The organism is Cyanobium sp. ATX 6A2 (assembly GCF_024346355.1).
GTDB lineage: Bacteria > Cyanobacteriota > Cyanobacteriia > PCC-6307 > Cyanobiaceae > NIES-981.
Window position 1 is genome coordinate 1 of record NZ_JAGQCU010000024.1, and the last position, 25,620, is coordinate 25,620.

General features: G+C 69.7%; 30 protein-coding genes and 1 pseudogene. 15 read left to right on the forward strand and 16 right to left on the reverse strand.

Translation table 11 applies throughout. From position 1 onward, the window contains the following. Window positions 1-152, forward strand: a pseudogene (locus KBY96_RS14955) (photosystem II D2 protein (photosystem q(a) protein)); the annotation flags it as partial. Between the two features lie 15 nt (window positions 153-167). Here the strand turns inward: KBY96_RS14955 and KBY96_RS14960 are convergent. Then, entirely contained in the window at window positions 168-998 is an 831-nt protein-coding gene (locus KBY96_RS14960) for an aspartyl/asparaginyl beta-hydroxylase domain-containing protein (RefSeq protein ID WP_254980329.1), read from the reverse strand. 493 nt (window positions 999-1,491) lie between these two features. Between KBY96_RS14960 and KBY96_RS14965 the strand changes: the two genes are divergently transcribed. Together KBY96_RS14965 and KBY96_RS14970 are read left to right on the forward strand one after the other, a co-directional pair. Beyond that, window positions 1,492-2,931, forward strand: coding sequence for an iron uptake porin (locus KBY96_RS14965; protein WP_254980330.1), 1,440 nt, complete (start codon window positions 1,492-1,494; stop codon window positions 2,929-2,931). Window positions 2,932-3,119: 188 nt separating this feature from the next. Continuing rightward, window positions 3,120-3,815, forward strand: a complete 696-nt coding sequence (locus tag KBY96_RS14970) for a J domain-containing protein (RefSeq protein ID WP_254980331.1) — start codon at window positions 3,120-3,122, stop codon at window positions 3,813-3,815. Here KBY96_RS14970 and ndhO read toward each other — a convergent pair whose 3' ends face one another. Continuing rightward, window positions 3,816-4,073 (reverse strand): NAD(P)H-quinone oxidoreductase subunit O, encoded by a 258-nt coding sequence (gene ndhO / locus KBY96_RS14975; RefSeq protein ID WP_254980332.1) that lies wholly within the window; start codon window positions 4,071-4,073, stop codon window positions 3,816-3,818. It lies immediately after the preceding gene. Between the two features lie 65 nt (window positions 4,074-4,138). Here ndhO and KBY96_RS14980 point away from each other — a divergent pair, with 65 nt between their 5' ends. Continuing rightward, window positions 4,139-5,371, forward strand: coding sequence for a cation:proton antiporter (locus tag KBY96_RS14980; protein WP_254980333.1), 1,233 nt, complete (start codon window positions 4,139-4,141; stop codon window positions 5,369-5,371). Window positions 5,372-5,400: 29 nt separating this feature from the next. Beyond that, window positions 5,401-6,336 (forward strand): TIGR01777 family oxidoreductase, encoded by a 936-nt coding sequence (locus KBY96_RS14985; protein WP_254980334.1) that lies wholly within the window; start codon window positions 5,401-5,403, stop codon window positions 6,334-6,336. Here KBY96_RS14985 and KBY96_RS14990 read toward each other — a convergent pair. The 4 genes from KBY96_RS14990 to KBY96_RS15005 all read right to left on the reverse strand — a co-directional run bounded on the left by KBY96_RS14990 (window position 6,293) and on the right by KBY96_RS15005 (window position 8,778). Further along, window positions 6,293-6,556 (reverse strand): hypothetical protein, encoded by a 264-nt coding sequence (locus KBY96_RS14990; RefSeq protein WP_254980335.1) that lies wholly within the window; start codon window positions 6,554-6,556, stop codon window positions 6,293-6,295. The two genes, KBY96_RS14985 and KBY96_RS14990, sit on opposite strands and share 44 nt — an antisense overlap. Window positions 6,557-6,601: 45 nt before the next feature. After that, window positions 6,602-7,840 (reverse strand): lipid-A-disaccharide synthase-related protein, encoded by a 1,239-nt coding sequence (locus KBY96_RS14995; RefSeq protein WP_254980337.1) that lies wholly within the window; start codon window positions 7,838-7,840, stop codon window positions 6,602-6,604. A 14-nt stretch (window positions 7,841-7,854) separates the two neighbouring features. After that, window positions 7,855-8,277, reverse strand: a complete 423-nt coding sequence (locus tag KBY96_RS15000; protein ID WP_254980339.1) for a M48 family metallopeptidase — start codon at window positions 8,275-8,277, stop codon at window positions 7,855-7,857. 66 nt (window positions 8,278-8,343) lie between these two features. Further along, window positions 8,344-8,778, reverse strand: coding sequence for an iron-sulfur cluster assembly accessory protein (locus KBY96_RS15005; protein WP_254980340.1), 435 nt, complete (start codon window positions 8,776-8,778; stop codon window positions 8,344-8,346). A gap of 108 nt (window positions 8,779-8,886) precedes the next feature. Between KBY96_RS15005 and zds the strand changes: the two genes are divergently transcribed. Genes zds through KBY96_RS15020 form a run of 3 tightly spaced genes read left to right on the forward strand, consistent with a single transcriptional unit; the run spans window position 8,887 to window position 11,439 of the window. Continuing rightward, a complete protein-coding gene (zds, locus tag KBY96_RS15010) occupies window positions 8,887-10,398 on the forward strand; it encodes a 9,9'-di-cis-zeta-carotene desaturase (RefSeq protein WP_254980341.1) in 1,512 nt (503 codons plus the stop codon). Window positions 10,399-10,429: 31 nt separating this feature from the next. Beyond that, entirely contained in the window at window positions 10,430-10,873 is a 444-nt protein-coding gene (locus tag KBY96_RS15015; protein ID WP_254980371.1) for an SRPBCC family protein, read from the forward strand. A 20-nt stretch (window positions 10,874-10,893) separates the two neighbouring features. Next, window positions 10,894-11,439 carry a hypothetical protein gene (locus tag KBY96_RS15020; RefSeq protein ID WP_254980343.1) on the forward strand — a complete coding sequence of 182 codons (546 nt, stop codon included), beginning with the start codon at window positions 10,894-10,896 and terminating at the stop codon, window positions 11,437-11,439. Here the strand turns inward: KBY96_RS15020 and KBY96_RS15025 are convergent. From KBY96_RS15025 to KBY96_RS15045, 5 genes are read right to left on the reverse strand one after another with little or no spacing between them, the layout of a single operon-like run. Then, window positions 11,423-12,286, reverse strand: coding sequence for a uroporphyrinogen-III synthase (locus tag KBY96_RS15025; protein WP_254980344.1), 864 nt, complete (start codon window positions 12,284-12,286; stop codon window positions 11,423-11,425). The genes KBY96_RS15020 and KBY96_RS15025 overlap by 17 nt on opposite strands. Window positions 12,287-12,323: 37 nt before the next feature. Beyond that, window positions 12,324-13,535, reverse strand: a complete 1,212-nt coding sequence (locus KBY96_RS15030; RefSeq protein ID WP_254980372.1) for a glycosyltransferase — start codon at window positions 13,533-13,535, stop codon at window positions 12,324-12,326. 37 nt (window positions 13,536-13,572) lie between these two features. Continuing rightward, on the reverse strand, window positions 13,573-15,192 hold the full coding sequence (locus KBY96_RS15035) for a glycoside hydrolase family 3 N-terminal domain-containing protein (protein WP_254980345.1): 1,620 nt from the start codon (window positions 15,190-15,192) through the stop codon (window positions 13,573-13,575). Further along, complete coding sequence (rbfA, locus tag KBY96_RS15040) at window positions 15,189-15,647, reverse strand: 30S ribosome-binding factor RbfA (RefSeq protein ID WP_254980346.1); 459 nt, start codon at window positions 15,645-15,647, stop codon at window positions 15,189-15,191. Before rbfA ends, KBY96_RS15035 begins: the two co-directional genes overlap by 4 nt. A 2-nt stretch (window positions 15,648-15,649) precedes the next feature. Further along, window positions 15,650-15,856, reverse strand: a complete 207-nt coding sequence (locus KBY96_RS15045; RefSeq protein WP_254980347.1) for a DUF751 family protein — start codon at window positions 15,854-15,856, stop codon at window positions 15,650-15,652. 50 nt (window positions 15,857-15,906) lie between these two features. On the opposite strand from KBY96_RS15045, the gene KBY96_RS15050 reads away from it, so the two are divergent. Then, window positions 15,907-16,626, forward strand: coding sequence for a glutathione S-transferase family protein (locus KBY96_RS15050; protein ID WP_254980349.1), 720 nt, complete (start codon window positions 15,907-15,909; stop codon window positions 16,624-16,626). Here the strand turns inward: KBY96_RS15050 and KBY96_RS15055 are convergent. Beyond that, window positions 16,583-17,296, reverse strand: a complete 714-nt coding sequence (locus KBY96_RS15055; RefSeq protein ID WP_254980350.1) for a DUF6816 family protein — start codon at window positions 17,294-17,296, stop codon at window positions 16,583-16,585. The genes KBY96_RS15050 and KBY96_RS15055 overlap by 44 nt on opposite strands. Here KBY96_RS15055 and KBY96_RS15060 point away from each other — a divergent pair. Further along, window positions 17,295-17,561, forward strand: a complete 267-nt coding sequence (locus KBY96_RS15060) for a chlororespiratory reduction protein 7 (protein WP_254980351.1) — start codon at window positions 17,295-17,297, stop codon at window positions 17,559-17,561. The genes KBY96_RS15055 and KBY96_RS15060 overlap by 2 nt on opposite strands. A 38-nt stretch (window positions 17,562-17,599) precedes the next feature. On the opposite strand, the gene KBY96_RS15065 is transcribed toward KBY96_RS15060, so the two are convergent. Continuing rightward, the gene (locus KBY96_RS15065; protein ID WP_254980353.1) at window positions 17,600-18,226 is read right to left on the reverse strand and encodes a shikimate kinase; all 627 of its coding nucleotides are present in this window, start codon (window positions 18,224-18,226) and stop codon (window positions 17,600-17,602) included. A gap of 203 nt (window positions 18,227-18,429) precedes the next feature. On the opposite strand from KBY96_RS15065, the gene KBY96_RS15070 reads away from it, so the two are divergent. Further along, a complete protein-coding gene (locus KBY96_RS15070; RefSeq protein ID WP_254980354.1) occupies window positions 18,430-19,395 on the forward strand; it encodes a 6-carboxytetrahydropterin synthase in 966 nt (321 codons plus the stop codon). 31 nt (window positions 19,396-19,426) lie between these two features. Next, the gene (locus tag KBY96_RS15075) at window positions 19,427-20,101 is read left to right on the forward strand and encodes a dihydrofolate reductase family protein (RefSeq protein ID WP_254980355.1); all 675 of its coding nucleotides are present in this window, start codon (window positions 19,427-19,429) and stop codon (window positions 20,099-20,101) included. Here the strand turns inward: KBY96_RS15075 and KBY96_RS15080 are convergent. Then, complete coding sequence (locus KBY96_RS15080; protein ID WP_254980356.1) at window positions 20,071-20,523, reverse strand: hypothetical protein; 453 nt, start codon at window positions 20,521-20,523, stop codon at window positions 20,071-20,073. The genes KBY96_RS15075 and KBY96_RS15080 overlap by 31 nt on opposite strands. A 47-nt stretch (window positions 20,524-20,570) precedes the next feature. Between KBY96_RS15080 and KBY96_RS15085 the strand changes: the two genes are divergently transcribed. Beyond that, entirely contained in the window at window positions 20,571-21,809 is a 1,239-nt protein-coding gene (locus KBY96_RS15085) for a GNAT family N-acetyltransferase (RefSeq protein WP_254980357.1), read from the forward strand. Further along, a complete protein-coding gene (locus KBY96_RS15090) occupies window positions 21,775-22,164 on the forward strand; it encodes a DUF4346 domain-containing protein (RefSeq protein ID WP_254980358.1) in 390 nt (129 codons plus the stop codon). Before KBY96_RS15085 ends, KBY96_RS15090 begins: the two co-directional genes overlap by 35 nt. Before the next feature lie 9 nt (window positions 22,165-22,173). Here the strand turns inward: KBY96_RS15090 and KBY96_RS15095 are convergent, their stop codons facing one another. Continuing rightward, window positions 22,174-23,802, reverse strand: a complete 1,629-nt coding sequence (locus KBY96_RS15095; RefSeq protein ID WP_254980359.1) for a B12-binding domain-containing radical SAM protein — start codon at window positions 23,800-23,802, stop codon at window positions 22,174-22,176. 215 nt (window positions 23,803-24,017) lie between these two features. On the opposite strand from KBY96_RS15095, the gene KBY96_RS15100 reads away from it, so the two are divergent. After that, window positions 24,018-24,110 (forward strand): cytochrome b6-f complex subunit 6, encoded by a 93-nt coding sequence (locus tag KBY96_RS15100; RefSeq protein ID WP_254980360.1) that lies wholly within the window; start codon window positions 24,018-24,020, stop codon window positions 24,108-24,110. On the opposite strand, the gene rimO is transcribed toward KBY96_RS15100, so the two are convergent. After that, on the reverse strand, window positions 24,097-25,506 hold the full coding sequence (rimO, locus tag KBY96_RS15105; RefSeq protein WP_254980361.1) for a 30S ribosomal protein S12 methylthiotransferase RimO: 1,410 nt from the start codon (window positions 25,504-25,506) through the stop codon (window positions 24,097-24,099). The genes KBY96_RS15100 and rimO overlap by 14 nt on opposite strands. Window positions 25,507-25,620 lie beyond the last annotated feature (114 nt).

Sequence of the window (25,620 nt, forward strand, 5' to 3'; positions counted from 1 at the left end):
TCCGCGCTGCCGAAGACCCCGAGTTCGAAACCTTCTACACGAAGAACATCCTTCTCAACGAAGGCATCCGGGCCTGGATGGCACCGGCCGACCAGCCGCACGAAAACTTCGTCTTCCCTGAAGAGGTCCTGCCCCGGGGAAACGCCCTCTGACCATCAAGGCCGGTTTCACAGCGCCCCACCCGGGGCGCTTTTTTTTGTGCCGTTGCCCACCCGCCGCCAGAAGCTGCGTTCGGCGGCCTGCTGGCGGGTGTTGGCCTCGCGCAGGAACGGTGCCAGCGCCGCCAGGTTCAGCAACCAGTGGTTCAACGTCGACAGCGGCCAACGCAGAGGCCGCTCGAAGTCCACGAACAGCACCACCCGGTAGCCATCGGTGTCGTTCCACACCTGATGGTTGTAGGTGTCGTCGAACACCAGGCAGCGCCCTTCGTGCCAGCTGTGCAGCTCATCGGCGATGCGGATCCGGCAGCGCTCGGCCGGTTCCGGCACCACCAGCGCCAGGTGCAGACGCAGCACCCCCGCCCAGGCGCCCCGATGGGGAGGGATGCATTTGTGCGGCGAGAGGATCGAGAAGAAGGCGGTGGTGCAACCCGGAATCGCCGCCAGCAGCTTCATCGTCTGCGGGCAGCGGCCGGCGTTCTCACTGCAATCCATGCCCACCCCCTTGAGAAAGAAGGTCTTCCAGTCGTCGTCCTTCTGGATCGTGCTCACCTCCCGCAGGATGTCCTGAAAGTTGGGCATCGCCGCCCGGTGCTCCATCAGCCCATCCAGTTCCTGCCGCACCCCCTGCCAGTCGGCCTCCACCCGCCGGATCCAGGGAAACTGCTCGGCGGCGAACACCGGTCGGTCGCCGGGGATCGAACACCACCCCACCAGCTGCTCCAGGCCGCCATGGACAGCACGCCGCAGCCGAGCCTTACGCGATTTCGCCGGAAAGGTCCAGTGCCGACGGCGCAGCGATTGCGGGCTGCGGCCTGGCGGGCTCGGGCATGTCGCCATGGGATTGCTGCGCGCGCCGCGCTCTGCTCGGCCCCGACCCTAGGGATCACGTGCGCCCGCTTCTCGCGCCCGCCGTTGGCGGCCCCTACGATTCACGAGTTCTGTCAGCAGTGGCGTGGCTGCAGCTCCTGAACCACGGTTTTCGAGCTTCAGCCGAACACGTCGCCGGCTGGCCCAATCCCCCAAGGAGGAGGTGCCCGTGCGTTCCAGTTGTTTCACCAAGGGTCTGCTGATCGCGGAGAACGCCGCCTGATTACGGCGCCTCAACCCTGATCAAACGGTTCCGCGACCGACGCGGACCCGGCGAGAGCCCCCGGCGTCCCTGATTCAGGGATTCCGGGGGCATCGCTTTTGTGGCACCTCTTCTCCCCGCTCGGCGTCCCTGCCCGCGGCAGGGCCATTGCACGCTCTGGCACAGCCGTCCTGGGTGGGAATGACCACGGGCGACACACTGTGCTCGGCGCATTGCGCCTCTTGTGTGAGGAACATCCCCATGAAACTCTTCCAGAAACTCCTGGTTGCTCCTGCGGCGCTTGGTCTGCTGGCCCCTATGGCCGCCACCGCTGCTGAGATCAACCTGGATGGCGTCAACCAGTACGCCAGTGACGAACAGGTCACCAGCATCTCCCAGTTCCCCGACGTGCGCCCCACGGACTGGGCCTACCAGGCGCTCGCCAACCTGATCGAGCGCTACGGCTGCGTGGCCGGCTACCCCGACGGCACCTTCAAGGGCCAGCGGGCCATGACCCGCTTCGAGGCCGCCGCCCTGCTCAACGCCTGCCTCGATCGCGTCACCGAGGTGACCGACGAGCTCAAGCGCCTGATGGCCGAGTTCGAGCGGGAACTCGCCATCCTCAAGGGCCGCGTCGATGGCCTCGAAGCCAAGGTGGGTGAGCTGGAGGCCAACCAGTTCTCCACCACCACCAAGCTGCGCGGTATCGCCACCATGACCGTGGGCGGTGCCGGCGAGACCGGCCTGGGCGACAACGTCACCGTCAACTACGACGTTCGCCTGAACTTCGACACCAGCTTCACCGGCAAGGATCTGCTGCGCACCACCCTGCGTGCCGGCAACTTCGGTGATTCGGTGTTCGGCAGTGGCAACACCACCATGGAAGTGGCCTTCGAGGGCGCTTCCGGTCCCGATTCGGTGGAAATCAACCGCCTCTTCTACCAGTTCCCCGTTGGTGAGAACTGGACCGCTACCGCCGGTGCCAAGGTTCGTCAGGACGACATGCTGGCCATGTGGCCCAGCGCCTACCCGGCCGACACGATCCTTGACATCTTCACCTATGCAGGTGCACGGGCTGCCTACAGCCTGAACACCGGCGCCGGTGTTGGTATCTGGTACAAGCCTTCAGAGGGCGGTTTCAACGCCAGCGTCAACTACGTGTCGGCCTCTGACTCCGCTCGTGATTCGTCCGAAGGTGTCGGTGAGGATTACACAGTCACCGCACAGGTGGGCTATGCAGGCGAGAACTGGGGTGCGGCTTTTGCCTACACCTATTCCAATCTCGACTACATCTTCGACAACAGCTCCAACAACATCGGCCTGAGCGCCTACTGGTCTCCCGCCGAGTCCGGTTGGGTGCCTTCCATCAGCGCCGGCTTCGGCTACAGCGACTTCAACACCAGCCGCCCCTTCGACGAGGGCTACAGCTGGATGGTGGGTCTGCAGTGGGAAGACATGTTCATGCAGGGCAACGCCCTGGGCATGGCCATCGGCAGCGCCGGTCAGTCCAACCGTGGCAGCGGCCGCATCGACACCCTCGGTGTCTGGAGCGACCCCGGCAGCGACACCCTGGCCTACGAGCTCTGGTACAAGTTCCAGGTCACCGACAACATCAGCGTCACCCCCGCCTTCTTCTGGGTTGATCGCAGTGGTCGCGATGACACCTACGGCGGCGTGATCAAGACCACCTTCACCTTCTGATCGCCTGATCGCCTGATCCCCAGGGCCTGGTTCCTCACACACCCGCCTGGCCCCGGGGATTCCTCGATCAGTCTTCTCCTTCCACACTTCTCCTCGTCGTCCTCGACAAACCCCGGCTCCGGCCGGGGTTTTTTGTTGCCGCCGCGGGTTTCCTAGGGTGCAGGTCTTGCCGCAGTCGCCCTGCTGAGTTGAGTTCCCACAGCGTCCCCACCGCTGCCGCCGCCCCCGACCCCTACCGGGTGCTGGGCGTGTCGCCCGAGGCCAGTGGCGCGGAGATCAAGGCCGCCTACCGCAGCCTGGTGAAACAGCACCACCCCGACGCCGGGGGCGATGAAACCACGATCCTGGCTCTGAACGCGGCCTGGAACGTGCTCCGCGACCGGGAGCGCCGCCGCGGCTACGACCGCCAGCGGGCCGTGAGCCGCCGCAGCGCCACCTCCGCCGCCCGTGCGGCCGCCAGGTCGCCCGCCGGCCCCGCAGCGTCTGAAGAACAGATGCTGGCCTGGCTGCGGCAGGTGTATGCCCCCATCGACCGGCTTCTCGCTCAGGTGGTGAATCCCTTTCCCGCCCAGCTGCGCTCCCTGGCCGCCGATCCCTACGACGACGGGATCATGGAAGCCTTCTGCGCCTTTCTCGAGCAGAGTCAAACGCGCATGGGCCGGGTGGAGAGTCTCTTCCGCTCCCAGCCCTGCCCCGCCGGTCTGCAGGAGTTCAGCCTGGAGCTCTATCACTGCCTGAGCCTGGTGAAGGACGCCCTGCTCGATCTGGAGCGCTACACCATGGGCTATGTGGATTCCTACCTGCGCGACGGCCGCGAGCTCCTGCGCAAGGCCGGCCTGCGCCGCCGGCAGCTGCACGAGAGCCGCCGGCAGCTGCAGCGCTGATCAGGCTGGGAAGGCCTCCAGCTGGTCGAGCCGCAGCCACACGTCCGGCACCGGCCGGCGCCAGCGCAGCTGGGCATAGCCGCCGCTCACAGCCAGGATTTCGCCTGGCCCTTCAAAGATGTAGTCCGGTGCTTCGCTGTCGCTGGCGGCCGCCTCGAGGCTGGCCGCGTAGGCCTGGCGGTTCACCCGCACCAGGGCCCCCTTCTTCAGGGCCGGCTTTGCCGGGGCCTGGTCGGTCTGGCTGGGCGTTTCGGCCATGACAGGTGGTGGCGGAGGCGGGGTCAGCGGGTCCAGGCTAGGGCCCATCCCGCGCACCCCCAGCCTTGAGCCCCACCCTCGCCCTGTTCCTCGCGGTGTTCGGGGCGTTGCTGCTGGTGGCGGTGCTGCTGGATGACATGGCCGCCCGCATCCGGGTACCCGGCATCCTGCTGGTGCTGGTGCTCGGCCTGCTCACCGACAACCGCCTCGATGCCCTGCCTGGCCAGGTCCCACCGCTGCTCTCCCTCAGCCACGCCGACCAGATCGCCCAGCTGGCCCTGGTGCTGGTGCTGTTCTTCGGCGGGCTCACCACCAACTGGCGGGAGCTGCGCCCGGTGCTGCAGCCGGCCCTGCGCCTGGCCACCCTCGGCTCTCTGCTCACCGCCCTGCTGCTGACGCTGCTGGTGCTGGCCCTCGGCAGGGTTCCTCTGCCTGTGTTCGCCATCCCCCTCAGCCTGCCCCTGGCGCTGTTCGTTGGGGCCATGGTGTGCAGCACCGACGCCTCGGCGGTGATCGCCCTGCTGCGGCCCCTCAACAACCACCTGCCGCGGCGTCTGATCGATCTGATCGAAACCGAATCGGCGTTCAATGATCCGGTGGCGGTGGTGCTGGCGGGTCTGGCCCTGGCGATGGCCTCCGGCCAGGGCTCGGGGAGCCCCGCCGAGCTGGTGGCCGCGGTGCTGCGCCAGTTCCTGCTTGGTGCCCTGCTGGGTTTCCTGGGCGGCAGCCTGGCCCGCCAGCTGCTGGCGGGCCAGGCTGCCGCCGCCGCAGGGCCCCTGCTGCCGGTGCTCAGCCTGGCGGTGCTGCTGCTGCTGGTGGGAGCCACCCAGTTGCTGGGGGGCTCCGGCCTGCTGGCGGCTTACATCGCCGGGCTGGTGCTGGGCAATGCCGGCGACTGTGACCGGCCGCTGCTGGTGGACGCCCATGCCGGCTTCGCCAAGATGGCGGAGCTGATGCTCTTCCTCTGCATGGGGCTGGTGGTGCAGCCGGAGGATGTGGTGCGCGAGGTGGTGTGGGCGGTGCTGCTGTTCGCCGCCATGCTCCTGGTGCGCTGGCTGATGGTGCAGTTGCTGCTCGTGAACTCGGGCTTCGACCCCGCCGCGAAGCTGTTCGTGGCCGCCTCGGGTCTGCGTGGGGCGGTGCCGATCGCCCTGGCGATCCAGGCCGCCGCCTCGCCGATCCCCTGGGGCCGCGCGATGCCGCCCCTGGCCCTCGGCGTGGTGCTGCTGGGCCTGGGGCTGCAGGGCTTGGCCCTGGTGCCGATGGCGCGCCGGCTGGGCCTGAGCGAGCGGGCCTAGCCTTCCCCCCAACACGGGGTGATCAAGGCGTGCGACTGCTGTTGCTGGGCTGTTCGGGGTTCGTGGGGCGCGAGCTGGTGCCCTTCCTGCTCGAGCTCGGCCACAGCCTCACCCTGGTGAGCCGGCAGGCCCAGCCCTTCCCCCAGCTGGTGGGCAACCGCCTGGCCTGCCTGCAGCTCGATCCCAGCCAGGCCGCCAGCTGGGAGCACGAAGGGCTGCGGCAGGCCCTGGCCGCCGCCGAGGGGGTGGTGAACCTGGCCGGCGAGCCGATCGCCGAGAAGCGCTGGACCCCGGCCCACCGGGAGCTGCTGATGGCCAGCCGGGTGGCCACCACCGAGCAGCTGGTGCTGGCCCTGCAGCAGCTCGAGACTCCGCCGGGAGTGCTGCTGAACGCCTCGGCGGTGGGCTACTACGGCACCAGCACTGAGGCCCGCTTCAGCGAGGCCAGCGGGGCGGGCTCCGACTATCTGGCGGAGATCTGCACCCGCTGGGAGGCGGCGGCCGCCGCCGTGCCGGCCGCCACGCGCCTGGTGATCCTGCGCATCGGCATCGTGCTGGGTGCCGACGGCGGGGCCCTCGGCCGCATGCTGCCGGTGTTCCGGCTCGGCTTCGGCGGGCCTGTGGGCAACGGCCGGCAGTGGATGAGCTGGATCCACCGCCACGACCTCTGCCGCCTGATCGCCACCGCCCTGGAGGATGGCAACTACCGCGGCGTCTACAACGCTGTGGCCCCAGAGCCGGTCACCATGGCCAACTTTGCAGCCGCGCTGGGGCGTGCCATCGGCCGCCCCAGCCTGCTGCCGGTACCGGGGCCGGTGCTGCAGCTGCTGCTCGGCGATGGCGCCCAGGTGGTGCTTGAGGGCCAGCAGGTGCTGTCCGAGCGCCTGCTCAGCCAGCGCTTCCCGTTTCAATACGGTGAGCTCAGCGCTGCCCTCGCCGCTGCCACCAGCCCATCAGGCCGCTGACCAGGGCCGCCGCCATCAGCAGGCCGATGGCCGGCGTGAACAGGGGCTCCCACAGCCGCTGAAACAGCTCCAGCGGGGCCTCCACCTGGCGGCTGTGGCAGATCACCGCCACGGCGAACCACAGGGCACCGGCGATCACCAGGAACACATTTGCCACCAGCAGCGCGTCGAGCCCCGCCTTCAGGCGTTGCAGCATCGGCATCGGTGTGGTGTCGGACATGGATCCCGGGGTGATTGGGGCGTGTGGAGGTGTTGCCTGGAGGTGTCAGCTGGCCGTGCCGCCGTGGCGGCCCAGCAGATCCATGATCGCCGCCGCCAGGCGCTCGCTGCCGCCGGCGGCACCGAGCCGCTCGGCGGCAGCGCTGGCCCATTGCCGCTGCAGAGCAGGCCCCTGCCGGGGGTCGGCCAGGCGCTGCAGCAGTTCGGCCCCCAGGGCTGCTGTGGCATCCAGGCTGGGCGGCTCTCCAGCGGCGCAGAGCACGGCGGGGCCCAGCAGGCGCCGCTGGGCCTCGGCGAAGCTGCTGGTGAACTGGGGACCGCGGCCCACCAGCTGCAGCACCGGCTTGCCCAGCCCCACCGCCTGCTCGGTGGCGGTGCCGGCCATCGCCAGCACCAGATCCGCCGCCGCCAGCCGGGTGGCGAAGCCCGACCATGCCAGTTCAAGCTCCAGGCCGTGGCGATGGCGGAGCCCCTGGCTCCCGCCCGCCCGCGGGGTCGGCATCCAGCCCAGGGGCGCTGCCAGCTGGTGAACCGCCTGCGCCGACAGGCTGCCCACCAGGGCGGCGCTGATCCGCAGCTGCTGCGGGTGCGGCAGTCGGCTGGTCAGGCGGGGAAGCAGCTGCAGCAGCAGGGCCAGGTTGTGTTCCGCCTCTGGCAGGCGGCTGCCGGGCAACAGCAGCAGCTGTTGCCGAGCCCCGCTCCCAGCGCCGCCCCGGCTGCTGTCCGCCCCGGTGATCACCGCATCCAGGAAGGGGTTGCCCAGGAAGCGCACCGGCCGCCGCAGCTGCCCGCTGAGGTCCTCGGCGCTGCGGCGGTCGCGGGCCCAGATCACAGCGATCCGGTGGCGCCGCAACAGCCAGCCGCAGGGCCAGGGCAGGCGGAGCCGGCCTTCGTAGTGGCTGGAGTAGGCCACCAGATACACGGCGGCCGGCCGGCCGCTCAGCCAGCTGCCCAGCACCGCCACCACATCCCCCACCGCTACAACCAGATCGGCGCCCCGGCTGCGCTGCCGCAGCCGCGCCAGTTGCAGGATCACGTGCAGTGTCTGCCCCTCCAGCAGCTCGCGCACCTGGCCGGCCAGGCTGGTGAAGCCCAGCCCGCCGGTGCTGAAGGCGCGCGTGCGGCCCAGCACCTCGATGCCGCTGCGCCGGTAGGGCTCGCCATGGCCTACCAGCGGCAGGGCCACCACCGGCACGCCCCGGCGCCGCAAGGCGCTGGCGATCAGAGCGCCGCTGAGGTCCTCGCCGTGCCCGTTGCTGAGCAGCAGCACCCGGCCCTGGCCCATCGGATGCGTGCCAGTTAGCTGTGCAGCCAGGCGCGCACCTTTTCCATGGCGCGCCAGCCAGGTTTGCGCTTCAGGCCGTCGTCAATCGAGTTCTCCAGCTCCTGGGCCAGTTCCGGTGCCATCGCCATCACCCGGTGCACGATGTCAATGTGCTCGCGCACGCCTTTGGCGCCGGTTTCGAGCATCGCCAGGCTGAGGTTGATGCGGGCCTGGGGATCCTGGGGATTCAGTTTCACCGCGTTGCGGGCGGAGCGCAGGGCGTCGAGGGGTTGATCGGCCAGCAGCTGCAACCAGGCCAGGCAGGTCCAGCCGGCCGACTGGCGCGGCGACTGCCGGGTGATCGCCACGAACTCGGGGATCAACTCGGCGGGGTCGTCGCCCGCGTTGTAGCGGGCGATGGCCTGGTCGAACTGGGAGTCCGCTGAGCTGGCCGTCATGGCAGGGGAACGCGATCGCTCGATTCAGATTCCCACGCCGCCTAGGCCGGCTCAGGGCGGCCGCACTCAGACGGCGAAGGAGCTGCCACAGCCGCAGGTCTGGGTGGCGTTGGGGTTGGAGAAGTTGAACCCGCCTCCGATCAGGGCACTGGAGAAGTCGAGCTGCATGCCGTAAATGTAAAGCAGGCTCTTGGGATCGCACACCACCTCGAAGCTGGGGCTGTCGGCCGGCTCGTAGACGTAGCGCTCGTCGTCGTTACGGATGTCGCCCGTCTCCACGAAATCCATCGTGTAGCTCATGCCGCTGCAGCCACCGGAGCGCACTCCCACCCGCAGCACCTTCTCGGTGCCCTCCTGGCGAACCAGTGCGGCGAGCTGTCGCATCGCCGGTTCGCTGATCAGGATGCCCTTGCCGTCCCGGGCGGTGTGGGCCGCTGTGGACTGGCCAGCCTGGGTCGGGGCGGATGACGGGGTTGGCTGGGTCGCCAGATCGGGGCTCATGGCGGAGGCGCGCGCAGCGCGGGGCTGGTTGGCCGCCGATGCTAGGGACCCAGCCACCCTCTGAGGGTTCAGCTCCATAGAGTCGAGATCTGTTTGTGAATTCACAAGGTGCGCGTCGCCATCGTCGGGGCAGGACTGGCCGGCCTCTCGGCCGCCGTTGATCTGGTGGATGCAGGCCATCAGGTGGATCTCTACGAGGCCCGGCCGTTCATGGGTGGCAAGGTGGGCAGCTGGGAGGACCCCGACGGCAACCACATCGAGATGGGGTTGCACGTGTTCTTCTTCAACTACGCCAATCTCTTTGCCCTGATGCGCAAGGTGGGGGCGATCGACAACCTGCTCCCCAAGGAGCACACCCACCTGTTTGTGAATCGGGGCGGCGATCTGCGCGAGCTCGACTTCCGCTTCCCGATCGGCGCTCCCTTCAATGGCCTCAAGGCCTTCTTCACCACCCCCCAGCTGGACTGGATCGACAAGCTGCGCAATGCCCTGGCCCTGGGCACCAGCCCGATCGTGCGTGGCCTGGTGGACTACGAAGGGGCCATGACCGTGATCCGGGACCTCGATCGGATCAGTTTCAAGCAGTGGTTTGTCAGCCACGGCGGCAGCCCGCGCAGCATCGAGCGGATGTGGGATCCGATCGCCTATGCCCTGGGCTTCATCGACTGCGCCTCGATCTCGGCCCGCTGCATGCTCACCATCTTCATGATGTTCGCGTCCCGCACGGAGGCCTCCAAGCTCAACCTGCTCAAGGGATCCCCCCACCGCTGGCTCACCGGTCCGATCCTGCACTACATCGAGCAGCGCGGCGGCCGGCTGCATCTGCGCCACCGGGTCACCGAGGTGCATGTGCAGGAGGGGCCGGCCGGCTCCGATGGCCTGCCCGCAACCCACGTCAGCGGGCTCAGCCTGGGAACGCCGGAGGGTGAGATCCAGGTGAGGGCCGACGCCTACCTGGCGGCCTGTGATGTGCCTGGCATTCAGCGGCTGATTCCCCAGGCCTGGCGCCGTTGGCCAGTGTTCGATCAGATCTACAGGCTCGAAGCGGTGCCGGTGGCCACTGTGCAGCTGCGCTACGACGGCTGGGTCACCGAACTGGGTGAGGACGCCGCCGCCGGCGAGGCCCGTGCTGACGTCACGCGCGCCACCGGCCTCGACAATCTGCTTTACACCGCCGACGCCGATTTCAGCTGCTTCGCCGATCTGGCCCTGGCCAGTCCGGCCGATTACCGCAGGGAGGGCCTGGGATCTCTGCTGCAGTGCGTGCTCACCCCCGGCGATCCCTGGATCCCGAAAAAAAGTGAAGAGATCGTGGCCCACACCGACGCCCAGGTGCGCGACCTGTTCCCTTCCTCCCGCACTCTCACCCTGGTGTGGAGCAATGTCGTCAAGCTGGCGCAGTCGCTGTATCGGGAGGCGCCGGGCATGGAGCCCTACCGCCCGGCCCAACGCACCCCGGTGAGCAACTTCTTCCTGGCCGGCAGTTATACCCGCCAGGATTACATCGACTCAATGGAGGGGGCCACCATGAGTGGCAGGCTTGCGGCCGCTGCGATCCTGGACCAGCCGGTGGCTCTGGCCTCCAATGTCGCTGCCGCTGCTGCCACAGCTGCCGCTTGATCCCGCCCCAACCCCCCTCAAGGAGCACCGCATGGGCCGTTGGCTCGAGCACAGCGTCACCACCACGATCCAGGCCCCCGTGGAGCAGGTGTGGGCTGTGTGGAGCGATCTGGAGGCGATGCCGCGCTGGATGCGCTGGATCGAGTCGGTTGATACCGTCCCCGACAATCCCGATCTCACCGACTGGACCCTGGCGGCCCAGGGCTTCCGCTTCCACTGGAAGGCGCGTATCACCCAACGGGTCGAGGCCCAGCAGCTGCACTGGGAGTCGGTGGGTGGCCTGGCCACCAAGGGCGCCGTGCGCTTTTATCCGCAGCCGGAGGGCCCCACGGTGGTGAAGCTCAGCGTCAGCTACGAATTGCCCGGGGTCTTGGCACCGCTGATGGATCCGAGCATTCTGGGGGGCATTGTCACCAAGGAACTCCAGGCCAACCTCGACCGTTTCCGGGATCTGGTCGAACGCACCCCCTGCTGATCCTCCGCTGCCCCTCCCCGATGTCGTCGTATCCCCTTCCCGCTGGCCGCCACCTGCTGTTGGTCTCCCTGGCCTGCGGCACCCTGCTGCTGGCGGCCTGCTCGCGGGATCAGCCTGAGGCCGAACTCCAGGACCCTGCCGCGGAGGCGGCACCGACGGCGGTGGCCCCACTGGCGGCCCCGGCGGCGACCGCCGACGTGAGCGGCTTCACCTCTCTCCCCAGCACCAACCAAGTGCTGGCCTCCAATCCCATCGGCCGCAGCGATCCCTTCGCCTCCTATCGACCGGCCCCCGCCATCACGGCTTCCCCCCAGCCAGGCCGTCCCGCACCACCCCCGCCCCTGCAGCTTCCTCCCGATTTCCTGTTCAGTGGCGTGATCCGCGTCGGCGCTTCACCCCAGGCCATGGTGCAGCTGGGCCCCAACAGCGGCGCTTTGAGCATCGGTGCACTCGGCGGCCGCACCACCGACCTGCTGCCCGCTGGCTGGGCGGTGTCTTCCATCGACGTCGGCCGCGGCCGTCTGGTGCTCCGTCAGGGGGGCCAGACCGTTACCGCGGAGCTCTGAGCGGCCGCCCCTCCAGCGCCCTGGCGCAGGCCTGCACGAGGCCGGCGAGGTCGTGGGGGTCGGCTTCGGCGTCAACGCGGCCCAGACAGCTGCGGCAGCGTTCGCTGGTCTGAGGTCCGATCGACACAATCGCCAACGGGCGCAGCCGCGCCTGCCAGTCGCTGCCGTAAGCCGCCTGCAGCAGCTGCAGCGTGTGACTCACGGTCTTGCCGCTGCTGAAGGTGATCGCATCCAGCTGCTCCTGTTGCAGCGCCGCCAGCGCGGCACTGGGAAGCCCCTGGGGGCAGCGTGTCTCGTAGGCCGGCACCTCCACCACCCGGGCGCCCGCCGCCGCGAACGCCTCCGCCAGCAGCGTGCGGCCACCGCTCTGCACCCGTGGGATCAGCAGCCGCAGACCCCAGCCCGACACAGGGAAATGCTCCAGCAGACTGTCGGCCACGAAGGCGGGCGGCACGAAGTCGGCCGGTGCGCCCAGCTCCTCCAGCCGGGCGGCGGTTTTGCGGCCCACTGCCGCGATCTTCAGGCCGCCGGGGCGGTGGGCCAGCCGCCGGCCCAGCCGCAGCAGCCGATGCTCCACAGCCTCCACACCGTTGGCGCTGGAGAACACCAGCCAGTGAAAGTCCTCCAGCTCAGCGAGGGCGTCATCGAGGGGGCCCCAGGAGTCAGGGGGTGTGACCACCAGAGCCGGCAGGTCCACCACCTCGGCCCCGGCCGCCATGAACAGCCGCCGGGCAGCCCCCAGCTGGGTTTCGGCCCTGGTCACGGCCACCCGCCGCCCCACCAGCGGGGCGGGGCCGCCCGGGGTGGGGTCAGGAGAGCCAGAGGAGGGATCAGGTGGCTGGGTCATGCCGTGGGAGATCACTGATGGGGCGAGGTCTGGGCGTTCATTCGTCGAGTTTCACCAGCGGGCCCAGTCGCCGGCGCAGATCCTCGGCGGCAGCCGGCTGGCCCTGCTGCCGCCAGAGCTGGATCGCCTCGCGGAAACCACGGCGGGCCCCATCCAGGTCGCCGGCCAGCAGCTGGGCTGCGCCCAGATTCTGATGCCACTCGGGCTGGCCTGGATCGAGGCTGATGGCCCGCTGGTAGGCCTGGATCGCTGCCGCCAGATCACCCCGGCGGCGCTCCACCTGGGCCAGCCGGGCCCAGGCCAGCCCCAGCTCTGGTGCCACTGCGGCTGCCTTGTGGGCGAGCTGCGCCGCCTCCGCCAGCTGCTCCCGGGCGGTGTTCCCCTCCCCGCAGCTGCCGGCGAGGTCCGCCAGCAGGCCGGCCAGGTTGAGGCGCGCCCCCAGGCTGATCCGCTCCGCCAGGGGTAGGGCCAGAGCCTGGCGGTAGAGGGCGATGGCCCGCAGCGGCTCGCCTGGTGTGCGGGCGATGGCCAGGTGCAGCAACAGCTCGTAGCGCACGGCCGCGGCCGCTGCAGCGCAGTGGGCCAGGCCCTGCTCCAGCAGGGCTATGCCGCGTTCATGGCGACCTTCGCTCACCTCCAGGCTGCCCAGCTTGGCGCAGGCGTAGGGATCCCCCGGGCGCTGCTCCAGTTCCCGTTCCATGGCCTGGCGCAGGCGGCGCGCCTTGTCGCCGCTCGCCAGCAGCTCCGGCCGGTAACCGTCGTGCACCAGGGCCGGCTCAGGGCAGTCGGCGATGCGCCAGTGCGGCTCCTGCTGGATCAGCGCCAGCACGCTGTCGTCCACCATCGCGTGGTAACGCCCGCTCCAGTGAATGGCGGCATGGCGGCGGAACAGGCGACTCACGCTGGAGTAGGGCGACTGGCGGGCGCCGCGCTCGAAGCGCAGCAGATTCACCAGCAGCAGATCGGGTTCGGCCATCAGCTGGCGCAGCGGTTGCCGAGCCTGCGGCCGCAGTTGTTCGTCGGCATCCAGCACCAGCACCCAGTCGCCGCGCACCAGCTCCAGGGCGGCGTTGCGGGCCGGGGCGAAATCCCCCGGCCAGGCCAGCCGGTGCACCACGGCTCCGCAGCGCTCGGCGATCGCCACGGTGGCGTCGCTGGAGCCGGTGTCCAGCAGCACCATCTCGTCCACGAAGCCGGCCACCGAGGCCAGGCAGCGCTCCAGCCGCTCGGCCTCGTTGCGCACGATCATCGACAGACTCAGGTTCAGGGGATGGCTCACGGGCGCTTCAGTCGGTGAACCCTGCCGCGGCCGAGCAGGCCGTGCCCAGCCCCAGGCCGAGCAGCACGGCCTGCTGGGCCAGCGGCATCTGGCCCGGGCTGTGGCCCGCCGGCAGCCCGGCGGGCAGGAGCTCCTGCAGCTCGTCCCACAGGTAAGGGCTGCCGTAGACCACCACCCCCGCCAGCCGGCCGGCGCCCAGCAGTTGCCTCAGGGCGGCCGGCCATGGTTCGCGCCCGCCGGCATCGCCGCGGAAGGGATTGCCCCGTACGAACAGCTGCACCAGCACCGGCCCCTCCCCCAGCCGCTCCAGGGCCAGGGGGGCCTGGGGGTCGCCGCTCCAGGGCGAGCAGGTGTCGCCGGCCAGCAGGCAGGGCCGAAAACCGGCCTCAGCGGCGATCGTGATGGCTGGCGCCGCCGCCGGCAGAAAGGGTGCCTGCAACGCCTGATCGAGGCGGATCAGGTTCACCCCCGAGCTGCCGGCAGGCGGCGGCTGAACCCGGCCGCGGGCGTCCAGCGTGGCCGTCACCAGGTGCTTGGCCAGGTCGGTATCCGCTGCTGCGGCCAGGCAGGGGTCGGCCGCCGTGCGGCCCTGCTGCGGCAGGCCAGCCAGGGCGGCGCGGCGGCGCTCAACGCTGGCGTCCAGCCGCCCGCGGTCAAGCCGGCCATCGGCCACGGCCGCGGCAATGGCGGTGATCGCCAGGCGGGCATCGGCCGGCATCAGCACCAGATCGGCACCGGCCTGCAATGCCAGAACAGCAGCCTCCCCGGCCCCGTAGCGGCCGGCGATGGCCTCCATCACCAGGGCGTCGGTCACCACCAGGCCCGCGAAGCCCAGCTCCTCCCGCAACAGGCCGCTGAGCACCGCCGCCGAGAGGGTGGCGGGCCGATCCCGATCGATGGCCGGCAGGCTCAGGTGGGCGGTCATCACCGCCGCCACACCGGCGGCGATCGCATCTCGGAACGGCGGCAGTTCCACCGCCTCCAGCCGTGCCCGGCTGTGGGGCAGCACCGGCAGCTCCAGATGGGAATCGCAGTCGGTGTCCCCGTGGCCGGGAAAGTGCTTGGCGCAGCCCAGCACCCCCTCGGCCTGGAGCCCCTGGGTGAAGGCGGCCGCCAGGGCGCCGGCGGTGGCCGGATCCTCGCCCCAGGCGCGCACGTTGATCACTGGATTGGCCGGGTTGTTGTTCACATCACACACCGGCGCCAGCACCCAGTTCAGGCCCAGGGCGCCGGCCTCGCGACCTGTGCAGCGTCCGTAGCGCTCGGCCAGCTCCAGGGCCAGTCCGGGCGCGCGGCCGTGCAGTCGGCCCAGGGCCAGGGGCGGCACCAGCCAGCTGGCCCCGTCGAAGCGCTGACCCACCCCCTCCTCCACGTCGGCGCAGAGCAGCAGGGGCTGCCCGGCCCAGCTCTGCAGCTGGCGAGTGCGCAGGGCGAGTTCAGGGGCACTGCCGCCGAGCAGGATCACCCCGCCCACCCCGGCCTCGAGCAGCGCCCGTAGCTCGCTGTTGGCCAGTTCCCAGCGGGGATAGCGGCGCTGGAGATCGCTGAGGTGGCCGCTGGCCCGCACCACGAGCAGCTCGGCAATCAGGCGCTGCAGTCCGGCGTTCGGCGCTGCCCCATCGCTCATGGGTCGCTGTCGTCGGACTCGGGGATGGACTCGGGGATGGACGCGTTGTCCGCACCGCCGCTGTCCGCGTTGCTGGGATCGGTTGGCTCCCCCTTCAGGCTGCGCTGATGCTCCAGCTGAGAGAGCAGTCCCAGCACCGTGCTGCCCTGCTCGATGCCCCGGTCGAGCACGAACACCACCTCGGGAGTGCGGCGCAGCTTCAGCCGCCGACCCAGCTCCCCCTTCACGAAGGGGGTGGCGGAGCTGAGGCCCGCCATTGCCTGCTCGCGGTCGGCTTCCGATCCGTACACGCTCACGCCAATGCGGCAGTGCTGCAGATCCCCCGCCACCTCCACCGTGGTGACGCTCACCAGGCCCCGGCCCACCCGCTCATCGCGCAGGCCGCCCTGGAGCAGTTCGCTCACCTCGCGGCGGATCAGGGAAGCCACCCGCTCCACCCTTCGGCTCCGTGCCATGGCTATGCCATTGGTTGGGAATTCACCATCGCACGCAGGATCAGCCCCAAACTCAGCAGTCCACTCACCGCTGCAGCGATCAGGGCCACCGCCGTGACGGGATTGCTGGCCCTGGCGGCCAGCGGCTCGAACACCGAGTTGGCCACGCCCAGGGCCAGCGCGACCAGGTAACGCGGATAGCGCGTCACGTTCAGGAAGAACTCCCTCATGCCATCTCCTACCGCTGGCTACTCTGCCGCTTGGCACCGGGCCCTGAAGGATGCAGCTGCACCAGTTCCGCCATTCCGCCTTCTGCGAGAAGGTGCGACTGGTCTTGGCGGCCAAGGGTCTCGACTACGCCGTGGTGGAAGTCACCCCGGCACTGGGTCAGCTGGAACTCTTCCGCCTCTCCGGCCAGCGCCAGGTGCCGGTGCTGGTGGATGGCTCCGAGGTGATCGCCGACTCCACTGCGATTGCGCTGCATCTGGAGCGTCACCACCCCCTGCCGGCCCTCCTGCCGGCTGATCCGGCCGAGCGGGCTCAGGTGCTGCTGCTGGAGGACTGGGCCGATACGGCCCTGGCCTCAGGCTGCCGCCTGGCGCTGCTTCAGGCCGCCGGAGCCGATCCGGTGCTGCGGTCCGCCCTGTTGCCGGATGCCACCCCGGCTCCGCTGCGCCAGCTGGTGTCGGGGCTGCCCAGTGGGCTGATGGGGGGCATGGGCGAGGCCATCGGTGAGGTATTGGGCCAGCAGCAACGTCGCCAGCTGCAGAGCAACCTCGAGCAGCTGGCCCTGCTCACGGGCTCCTGCCACCACCTGGTGGGCGATCAGCTCAGCCTCGCGGATCTGGCGGTGGTGGCCCAGCTCTCGCTGCTGCGCTTCCCGGCCAGCAGCGGCGCGCCGCTGGCGGGTCGGGGCGTGAACGGCATCGCCGACAACCCCATGCTCGAGCCGCTGTTCAGCTGGCGCGATCGGGTTCTGGCTCAGCTCGGACAAGGCTGAGCGTCAGCTGCTCGCCACGCTTGGCCCTGGCGCTCAGCCCCAGCGCCGGGGAGGGGTAGCGCGCCTGCCACTGCTGGGCGGTGATGTGATCGGGGTCCAGCAGCTCGAAGCGGCTGAGGGTTTCCACCCGGCTCACCGCCGGCTCGCCGGCGCCATGCACGACCTGCAGGCTCAGCTCATCGGCTAGAAACAGCTCGACGGCGGGCGTCTCCGTGCGTCGTCCAACCACCGTTGATTCCAGCTCCACCGTGCTGCCGCCCGGCCCAGCCAGGCGCGCCAGCTGGCGGTTGGGATTGCGCGGATCGTCGGATACCGAGCGCAGCTGATCCGCCAGCAGTGCGGCTCCCACCGCGGCGGCGTTGCCGGCCCGATCCCCCACCACCCGGCCGCGGCCATCGCGGAGAAAATCCACCTGGTAACTGCTGCCGTCACTGCTGAGCACCTCCCAGCTGCCGGCGAACCAGTCGGGATAGTGGAGGTCGCGGCGGCCCGGCCGCTCCAGGGGCGCCGGCAGGGTCCACTGCGGCCAGGCCTGACGGCGCGGCTCCAGCAGCGAGGCCGGGGCTGCTGCTGCTGGGGCGGCTGAGGCAAGCAGCAGCACGAGCGCACCGAGGGCCGCCAGGCAGGGGATCAGGCGGGCCAGGATGCCGCCACGCGCTGCGCTTGCCATGTCTGATCCCCTGCTGCGGGAGCTCGATCATTACGTGGTGCTGGAGCCCGCCGCCGCTGAGCGCATCCTCACCGCCGCCGAAACCCTGGGCTGGTTGCAAGAGCAACTGGCCGGCCTGGCGGAGGCGCCCGCCGATCTGCGCGATCTGCCCTCCCGCGCTGAGCAGGCCGAACGGCTGCTGGACACCGCCTGCCAGCTGGAGCTCGAACCGGGCCGCAGCGTGCAGTGGTTCGCGGTGCGTCTGGAGCCACCCGGCCAGGCCTGAGCCAGCCTGCTCAGTTCAGTGATTTCAGTTCGGCGATTTCAGTTCAGCGACGGGGTGATGCGCCCTTCTCCGTCCTGCAACAGCACGCCACCGGTGGGTGCCTGGGGGAGCTCGCGCAGGATCCCCGGCAGGGCCGCCAGCACCTGCTCAGCCACCTGCTGCGGTTGTTCCTCGCCCTGCCGGATGCGCAGGTCGGCCTGGTCGTAGAGCGGCAGCCGCTGGGCCAGCAGCTCCTGCAGGCGGATCCCGGGATCCTCGCTGCGCAGCAGGGGCCTCTGGCCGGGATCCTGGCGCAGGCGCGCCAGCAGCCGTTCTGCCGGGGCGTCCAGCCACACCACCACGCCCTGGCGCAGGTGACCCCAGTTCTGCGGCCGCGTCACCACGCCACCGCCGGTGGCCACCACCAGGGAATGCCAGGCACTGAGCTGGCCCAGTACCGCCGTCTCGAGATCCCGGAAGCCGGGTTCCCCGTCAGTGGCGAAGATCTCCGGGATCGTGCGTCCCGCCACGCCCTCCAGGGCGGTGTCGGCATCGAGGAAGCGGTAGCCCAGCGCTGCAGCCAGGGGACGGCCGACGGCGCTTTTGCCAGCTCCCATCATCCCCACCAGGTAGATGTTGAGACCCCGCAGCCGCCGGGCCAGCTCTGCGTGGGTGGTCCCGGCCATGGCCAGTCGTCGGCGTATGGGAAGGCGTTTCTAGGATGGAGCATCTCAGAACCAAGGCCATGCCGGCGAGCGCCAAGGCCCCAGCCACCGCCAAGGCCCCAGCCACCGCCACGGCAGCATCCCCACCGGCGTCCACGTCTGGATCCTCGGCTCCATCCACGCCCATCCGTCAGGCTCCGGATCCAGCCCTTCCGGGGGGGCGGGTGAGCGCCCCCCTCCCCCACGGCCAGGGGCGGCCCTGCGTGATCACCCGGCGCTCCACCTTCAGCTCCAGCCATCGCTATTGGCTGCCCGAGCTCAGCCCCGAGCAGAACCAGGCCCGCTTCGGCCCCTGCAGCCTCGCCCCCGGGCACGGCCACAACTACGAACTGATCGTGGCCATGGGCGGTGGTCTCGATGCAGACGGCATGGTGCTCAACCTCTCGGATGTGAAGCACGCCATTCGCTCCCAGGTCAGCGCCCAGCTCGACTTCCGCTATCTCAACGACGTCTGGCCGGAGTTCGATCTCTCCCGGCCCGAAGGCCGGCTGCCCACCACCGAGGCCCTCGGCCAGGCCATCTGGACCCGGTTGGCCCCCCTGATCCCCCTGGTGGGTCTGCGGCTCTACGAACAACCCAGTCTCTGGGTGGATCTGCTGCCCTCGCCCGCCACCTCCAGCGCTCCAGCCCCCAGCCCCGCCACCCGTCACCACGTCGCCCCGATGGAAGCCTTCCTCTCGATCCGCACCCACTTCGCCGCGGCCCACCGGCTGGCCCGCCCCGAGCTCAGCCAGGCCGAGAACGAGGTCATCTACGGCAAGTGCGCCCGGCCCCACGGCCACGGCCACAACTATCTCCTCGACATCACCGTGCGCGGGCGCGTCGATCCCCGCACCGGCATGGTCTGTGATCTGGCGGCTCTGCAGAAGCTGGTGGATGACCGGGTGGTGGAGCCCTTCGATCACACGTTCCTGAACAAGGACGTGGCCCATTTCGCCTCCACCGTGCCCACCGCCGAGAACATTGCCCTGCACATCGCCGATCTGCTCAGCGCGCCGATCGCCGAACTGGGCGCCAGCCTGCACAAGGTGCGCCTCCAGGAAAGCCCCAACAACGCCGCCGAGGTGTTCGCCGAAGTTCCCCAGCTGGAGATGCGACCCGCGGCCCTGGAGGCTCTGGCCGCTGTCTGAATCCGGATCCGCTGGCCCCTGGCTGCGGCTGGTGCTGGCCGTCAGCCTCGATGGGCGCCTGGCCCCCCCCGCCGGCGGTGCCGCCCAGCTCGGCGGGGCCGGCGACCGCCGTGCTCTTGAAGAGGCCCTGGCCTGGGCCGATGCGGCCCTGCTGGGCGCCGAGACCCTCCGCCGCCATGGCAGCACCTGCCTGATCCATGCCCCCGACCTGCTGGCCGCACGAGGCGGGCAGGGCCGCAGTGCCCAGCCCACCGCCCTGGTGCTGAGCCGCAGCGGCCACATTCCCCCTGGCCTGCCCTTCTGGCGGCAGCCGCTGCAGCGCTGGTGGCTGCAGCCGGCCGGGAGGCCCTCCGAACACGATCAGCCGGCCCACCCTGAGCCTGGGCCCCGGCCGCGAATGCTCCCTGGCTGTGATCGCGTGCTGGCCTTCAGCTCCTGGGTGCAGCTGCGTAGCGCTCTGGCCGCTGAGGGGCTGCGGCGGCTGGTGCTGCTGGGCGGCGCTGACCTGGCCGGTCAGCTGCTGGCCGCCGAGCAGGTGGACGAACTGCAGCTCACCCTCTGCCCCCTGCTCCTGGGCGGCCCCCACAGCTGGCTGCCCCCGTCCCTCGGCCTCCGGCTGTCGCACTGGCAGCTGCTGGAGCAGCGGCCGCTGGGGGGCGATGAGCTGCTGCTGCGCTACCTGCGGCGGCCCGTGCCGGTGCCCTGAGGGCTGGACACACCGAAGCGATCGGCCAGCTGCCGCAGCGACAGGCCCTCCAGGCTGCCCGCCGGCAGGCCCACCAGCTGGGCGATGCAGCGTTTCACGATGCGCTCACTTTGCGCTCCCAGCTCCTGCCGCAGCAGCTCCGTGAGCACCGTCAGTTCCTTGCCGCTGGCCGCGGTTTCCCGCACCAGGCAGCGGCTGGTGGGGGCGGCGAGCTGGCGGCAGGGCTGCCGCAGCTGGGCGGCCAGCTGGGGCGCGCCGCCCGCCAGGGCATCCACACAGGCCTGGGTGATGCGGGTTTCCAGCTGGGGGCGCATCACCTCCAGCACCGGTTTCATCAGGCTGGCCTGGGCCGGGGTGGCCTGCAGGGCGGCCAGCGCCGCAACGAGCAGCAGATGGGGATGGAGCAGGGGCACGGGCGACATGGCCTGGGCGGGGATGGTTAGTTTTGCCTCCCCCCGCCGCCGCGGCCTTGGCCGAGCTGCAAGTCCGCTGGCACCAGTCCACAGCTGAGGTCCCGCCGGCGGCCTGGGAGCGGCTGCTGCAGCCTGCGCAGCAGGACCCCTTGTCGCCGGATCCCGCCGAGCTGCCCTTCTATCGCTGGTGTTGGCTCAAGGAGCTGGAGGCCAGCGGCAGCATCGTGCCCCGCGAGGGCTGGAAGCCCTGCCATCTGGGCCTCTGGCGAGGCGAGGAGCTGGTGGCCCTCGCTCCCCTCTATCTGAAGGGTCACAGCTACGGGGAGTTCGTGTTCGATCAGAGCTTCGCCCAGCTCGCTGGCCAGCTGGGACTGCGCTACTACCCCAAGCTGGTGGGGATGAGCCCGGTGAGCCCGGTGCAGGGCTACCGCTTCCTGATCGCCGCTGGCGAGGACGCGGCCGAGCTCACCGCGGTGATGCTGGAGCTGATCGATGGCTTCTGCCGCCGCAACCGCATCCTCAGCTGCAACTTTCTCTACGTGGATCAGGCCTGGCGGGCGCTGGCTGAGGCCGCCGGCTGCGCCACCTGGATCAACCAGCAGAGCCAGTGGAGCAACCCCGGCCACGCTGACTTCAGCGACTACCTGGCCAGCTTCAACGCCAACCAGCGGCGCAACATCAAGCGTGAACGCAAGGCCGTGGCTGCGGCGGGCCTGAGCGTCACCCCCCTGGAGGGGGAGGCGATCGCGCCGACCCTGGTGGGCCGCATGCACGACTTCTACGCCCAGCACTGCGCCCGCTGGGGTCCCTGGGGCAGCAAATACCTCAGTGAGAGCTTCTTTCAGGCCCTGGCTCACGAACCCCAGCTGCGCCGGCATCTGGTGCTGTTCAGTGCCCACCGGGGTGATCCCGCCGAGCCGCTGGCGATGTCGCTGTGCGTGCGTGGTGGGGATCACCTCTGGGGCCGCTACTGGGGCAGCGACGTGGAGATCGACTGTCTGCACTTCGAGGTGTGTTATTACGCGCCGATCGAGTGGGCGATCGCCCATGGCATTCGCCACTTCGATCCCGGTGCCGGCGGCAGCCACAAGCGGCGCCGCGGCTTCGTGGCCCAGCCCCGCGCCAGCCTGCACCGTTGGAGTGATCCCCGCTTTGATGCCATCCTGCGCGACTGGCTGCCGGGGGCCAACGCCCAGATGGCGCGTGAGATCGAGGCGATCAACGCCGAGCTGCCGTTCACCGCTGCCTACGATTCCCCCCATGCTTCACACCTGCGAACCGAGCCAGCGGCGTGAGCTCGACGAGAGCCTGTCCCAGCGCTTCATCGACCTCGATCCGTGCGGTTATTTCCTGATCAAGCTCGACCGCCAGGCCGGCGAGCTGATCGCCGAGCACTACGGCAATGCCATCGATGAGCGCGGTCTGGCCACCGACCCGGCCACCGGCGAGGTGATCAGCTGCCGCGGCGCCGGCCCGCGCGCACCCCTGGCGGTCTTCCGGGGCCGCAGTGCCAAGGAACTGGGGATCGCCCTCAGCGAAGGGAAAGGACCCCATCCCCTCAGCCGCCTCGACCATGCCCTCTATCTCGGGCGTGAGCTGCAGAAGGCCGAGGATGCCCTGGAATCCGGCCACGACTACGTGCAGGACTGAGCGGCAGCTTCAGTTGGGCACCAGCACGGGCTCGGCGGGCACCCGGGCCCGCTCGGGCGGATCCGGAGGCAGCAGGGCGAGCTGGTCTTCGATCTCCCGGCGCACGATGCCGCGGTATTCGAGGAAGTGCTCGTTGTGGGCCAGGATCGAGATGAAGCCGGTGAACCGGGCCGGGTTGTGGCGAGCCATGCCGAACAGGGAATTCCAGAAGCGCCAGCGGGTGTCCCGGCGGATGCCCTGACGCCACACCACGATGGCCAGGGCGCGCAGATCCACCCAGGAGATCCCTCTCTCTGCGGAGGCCTGAGGTCCGCTGGGAGGGTTCTCCCTGCGGATCTGCTTGTAGCGCTGGGGCGGCAGCTTGAGGAAATAGCTGTACACCCGATCGATGTAGGCGTTGGCTTCGTAGAGATCGGCAAACGCCTCCATGTATTCCTCGGCGATGTCCCGGATCGGTCGGGTCGGCTCGAAATTGAGCAGGTTGGTCTGGTTCACGCCCTTGGCCGCATCTGAGTCCTGAATCAGCCGTCCCTCCTGCTCCAGCCGCGTCCACATGGCTGTGTTGGGCAGAGCCTGCAGCATCCCCATCATCGCGTGGGGGATGCCGGTGCGATTCACGAACTCCACGATGCGCTGACCGGCGCCCTTCTGCTCGCCGTCGAAGCCGATGATGAAGCCGGCCATCACCCGCAGGCCGGTGGCGGTGATCTTCTCCACCGATTCCTCGAGGGAGCTGCGGGTGTTCTGCAGCTTGCGGGCGGTTGCCAGGCTGGCGGCATCGGGCGTCTCGATGCCCAGAAACACGCTCTCGAAGCGGCACTCCACCATCTGGTCCATCAACTCCTGATCGGCCGCCAGATCCACCGAGGCCTCGGTGGCGAAGCTGAAGGGGTAACCGTGCTCGATCTGCCACTGGCGCAGGGCCGGCAGCAGCAGCTTCACATTGCGCTTGTTGCCGATGAAGTTGTCATCCACCAGAAACACAGAGCGGCGCCAGCCCAGCTCATAGAGGCACTGCAGCTCAGCCACCAGCTGCTGGGGGGTTTTGGTGCGGGGCTTGCGCCCGTAGAGAACGATGATGTCGCAGAACTCGCAGTTGAACGGGCACCCCCGCGAGAACTGCACCGACATCTCCGAATAGGCGTCGAGCTCGAGCAGATCGAAGCGGGGCACTGGGGTGCCCGTCACATCGGGCTTCTCGCCACCGGCCGTGAAGCGGCCACTGGTTTCGCCCCGTGCCAGGGCCTCCACGAACAGGGGCAGGGTGATTTCGCCCTCATCGAGCACCTTGAAATCGGCCCCCTCCAGTTCTGGAGCGTCGGGGGTGGAGCTGGCGAACGGACCGCCCACCGCCACCGGCAGGCCGCGGCTCTTGGCTCGGGCGATCTGCGTGGCCATGTCGGCCTTCTGCACGATCATCCCGGAAATCACCACCAGCTCGGCCCAGTCCCATTCCTCCTGGCGCACCTCCCGAACATTGCGGTCCACCAGCTTCATCTCCCAGCTCTGGGGCAGCAGGGCCGCCACGGTCAGCAGCCCCAACGGGGGCAACAGCACCTTGCGGTTGATCAGCTCCAGGATCTTTTCGTAGCTCCAGAAGGTCTTCGGAAACTCGGGGTAGATGAATAGGGTGCGCATGAAGGGCTCTGGAAGGGGGGGGGGAGGTGCCAGATCGCTCTCGCGGCGCTGGAACCCTCGTCCCGGCAACGCTAATGGGATTGCCCGGATCCATTGGCTGGACCACCTCCAGCACTGGATCTGAGCTCCGCAGCCCCCGGACCCTGGCCGGCTGTGCCGGAGCTCTGCGTCCGGGAGTCTGCTGTAATGGCCTTTCCCTTTCGACGGCAACGGCCATGGGCGCGGCGATCTATCTGGCACTGGTGGGTGGCGGGCTTGTGGCCGCCATCGCCGCCTCCTACGTGCTGCGCGGCATCAAGCTGATCTGAGCGCCGTCAGGGCCTCGTTCACCATCGCCCTGGCGCCCACCACCTCGCCGATCAGGTCATAGGTGTCGGCGGCGGTGATGCGCACCGGCACCATCGTGCCCGGTGCCGCGCACAGGCCCGATGCACCCGGAATCACGCGTACCTCGCCATCCACCTCCGGGGCGAAGCGGGCGCAGCGGCCGAGCATCTCCCCGGTGCTGGGGTTGTCCTGCTCGATCAGCACATCCACGATCTTCCCCACCCAGCTGGCGTTGGCCTGGGCAGCGATCGGTTGCTGCAAGGCCATCAGCCGGTGCTTGCGTTCAGCGGCCACCTCGGCCGGCACCTGGTCTGGCAGCTCCGCGGCCGGGGTGCCCTCTTCTGCCGAAAAGGTGAACACGCCCACGTGGTCGAAGCGCTGCTCGGCCACGAAATCGATCAGGTGCTGGAACTGCGCCTCGGTTTCACCGGGGAAGCCCACGATGAAGGTGGTGCGCAACACGGCCTCGGGCAGTTGCTCGCGGATGCGACGCAGCACGCCGCCGGTCACGTCGGCCTGCCAGGGGCGGTTCATGGCCCGCAGCACCTGCGGATGGCTGTGCTGCAGCGGCAGATCCAGATAGGGCAGCACGTTGGGCACGTCCCGGTAGGCCGCCAGCACCTCGGGGGTGAGGCCGGTGGGGTAGGCGTAGTGGACGCGGATCCAGGGGATCTCCACCTCCCCCAGGGCCCGCAGCAGCTCGGCCAAGCGGGGCCGGCCGTAGAGGTCGAGGCCGTAGTTGGTGGTGATCTGGCTGATCAGCACCAGCTCCTGCACCCCCTGGCTCGCCAGCTGCCGGGCCTCGGCCACGATCGATTCGATCGGGCGTGACCGTTGATCGCCCCGCAGGTGGGGAATGATGCAGAAGGCGCAGCGGTAGTCGCAGCCCTCGGCCACCTTCAGGTAGGCCACCGCCTCGCTGGTGGTGCGGTAGCGGGGCAGGTGCTCATCCCCCACGAAGGTGGGCACCGCACTCACCCGGTTCACCCGCTCTCCGGCCTCCACCCGCTCCAGCACGTTCACGATGTGCTGGTAGTCGCCGGTGCCCACGATCGCCCTGGCTTCCGGCAGGCTGTCCAGCAGGTCCTCCTGGAAGTGCTGGGCCAGACAGCCGGCGATGATCAGCTGCTTGCCCTGCTCCGCCAGCTCCACCAGGGTCCGCACCGACTCCTCGCGGGCGTCCTGGATGAAGCTGCAGGTGTTCACCACCACGACGTCGGCATCGCTCTCATCGGCGCTCACGCCGTACCCGGCCTGGGCCAGCAGGCCGAGCATGTGCTCGGTGTCCACCCGGTTCTTCTCGCAGCCCAGGTGGGCGAAGGCGACGGTCCTGCGGGGGGGGACGCCCGTGTGGGCAGTGCCGGTGGTCGTGGTCATGGGCGGGGCGGGGCCGATCCACCACCCTATGGCCAGGGTCCCTGGGAAAGCTGGCCCGGTTTGGCCGACGGGGCAGGGCCGCGACTGCGAGAGTGGTTACGACGCTTGATAGCC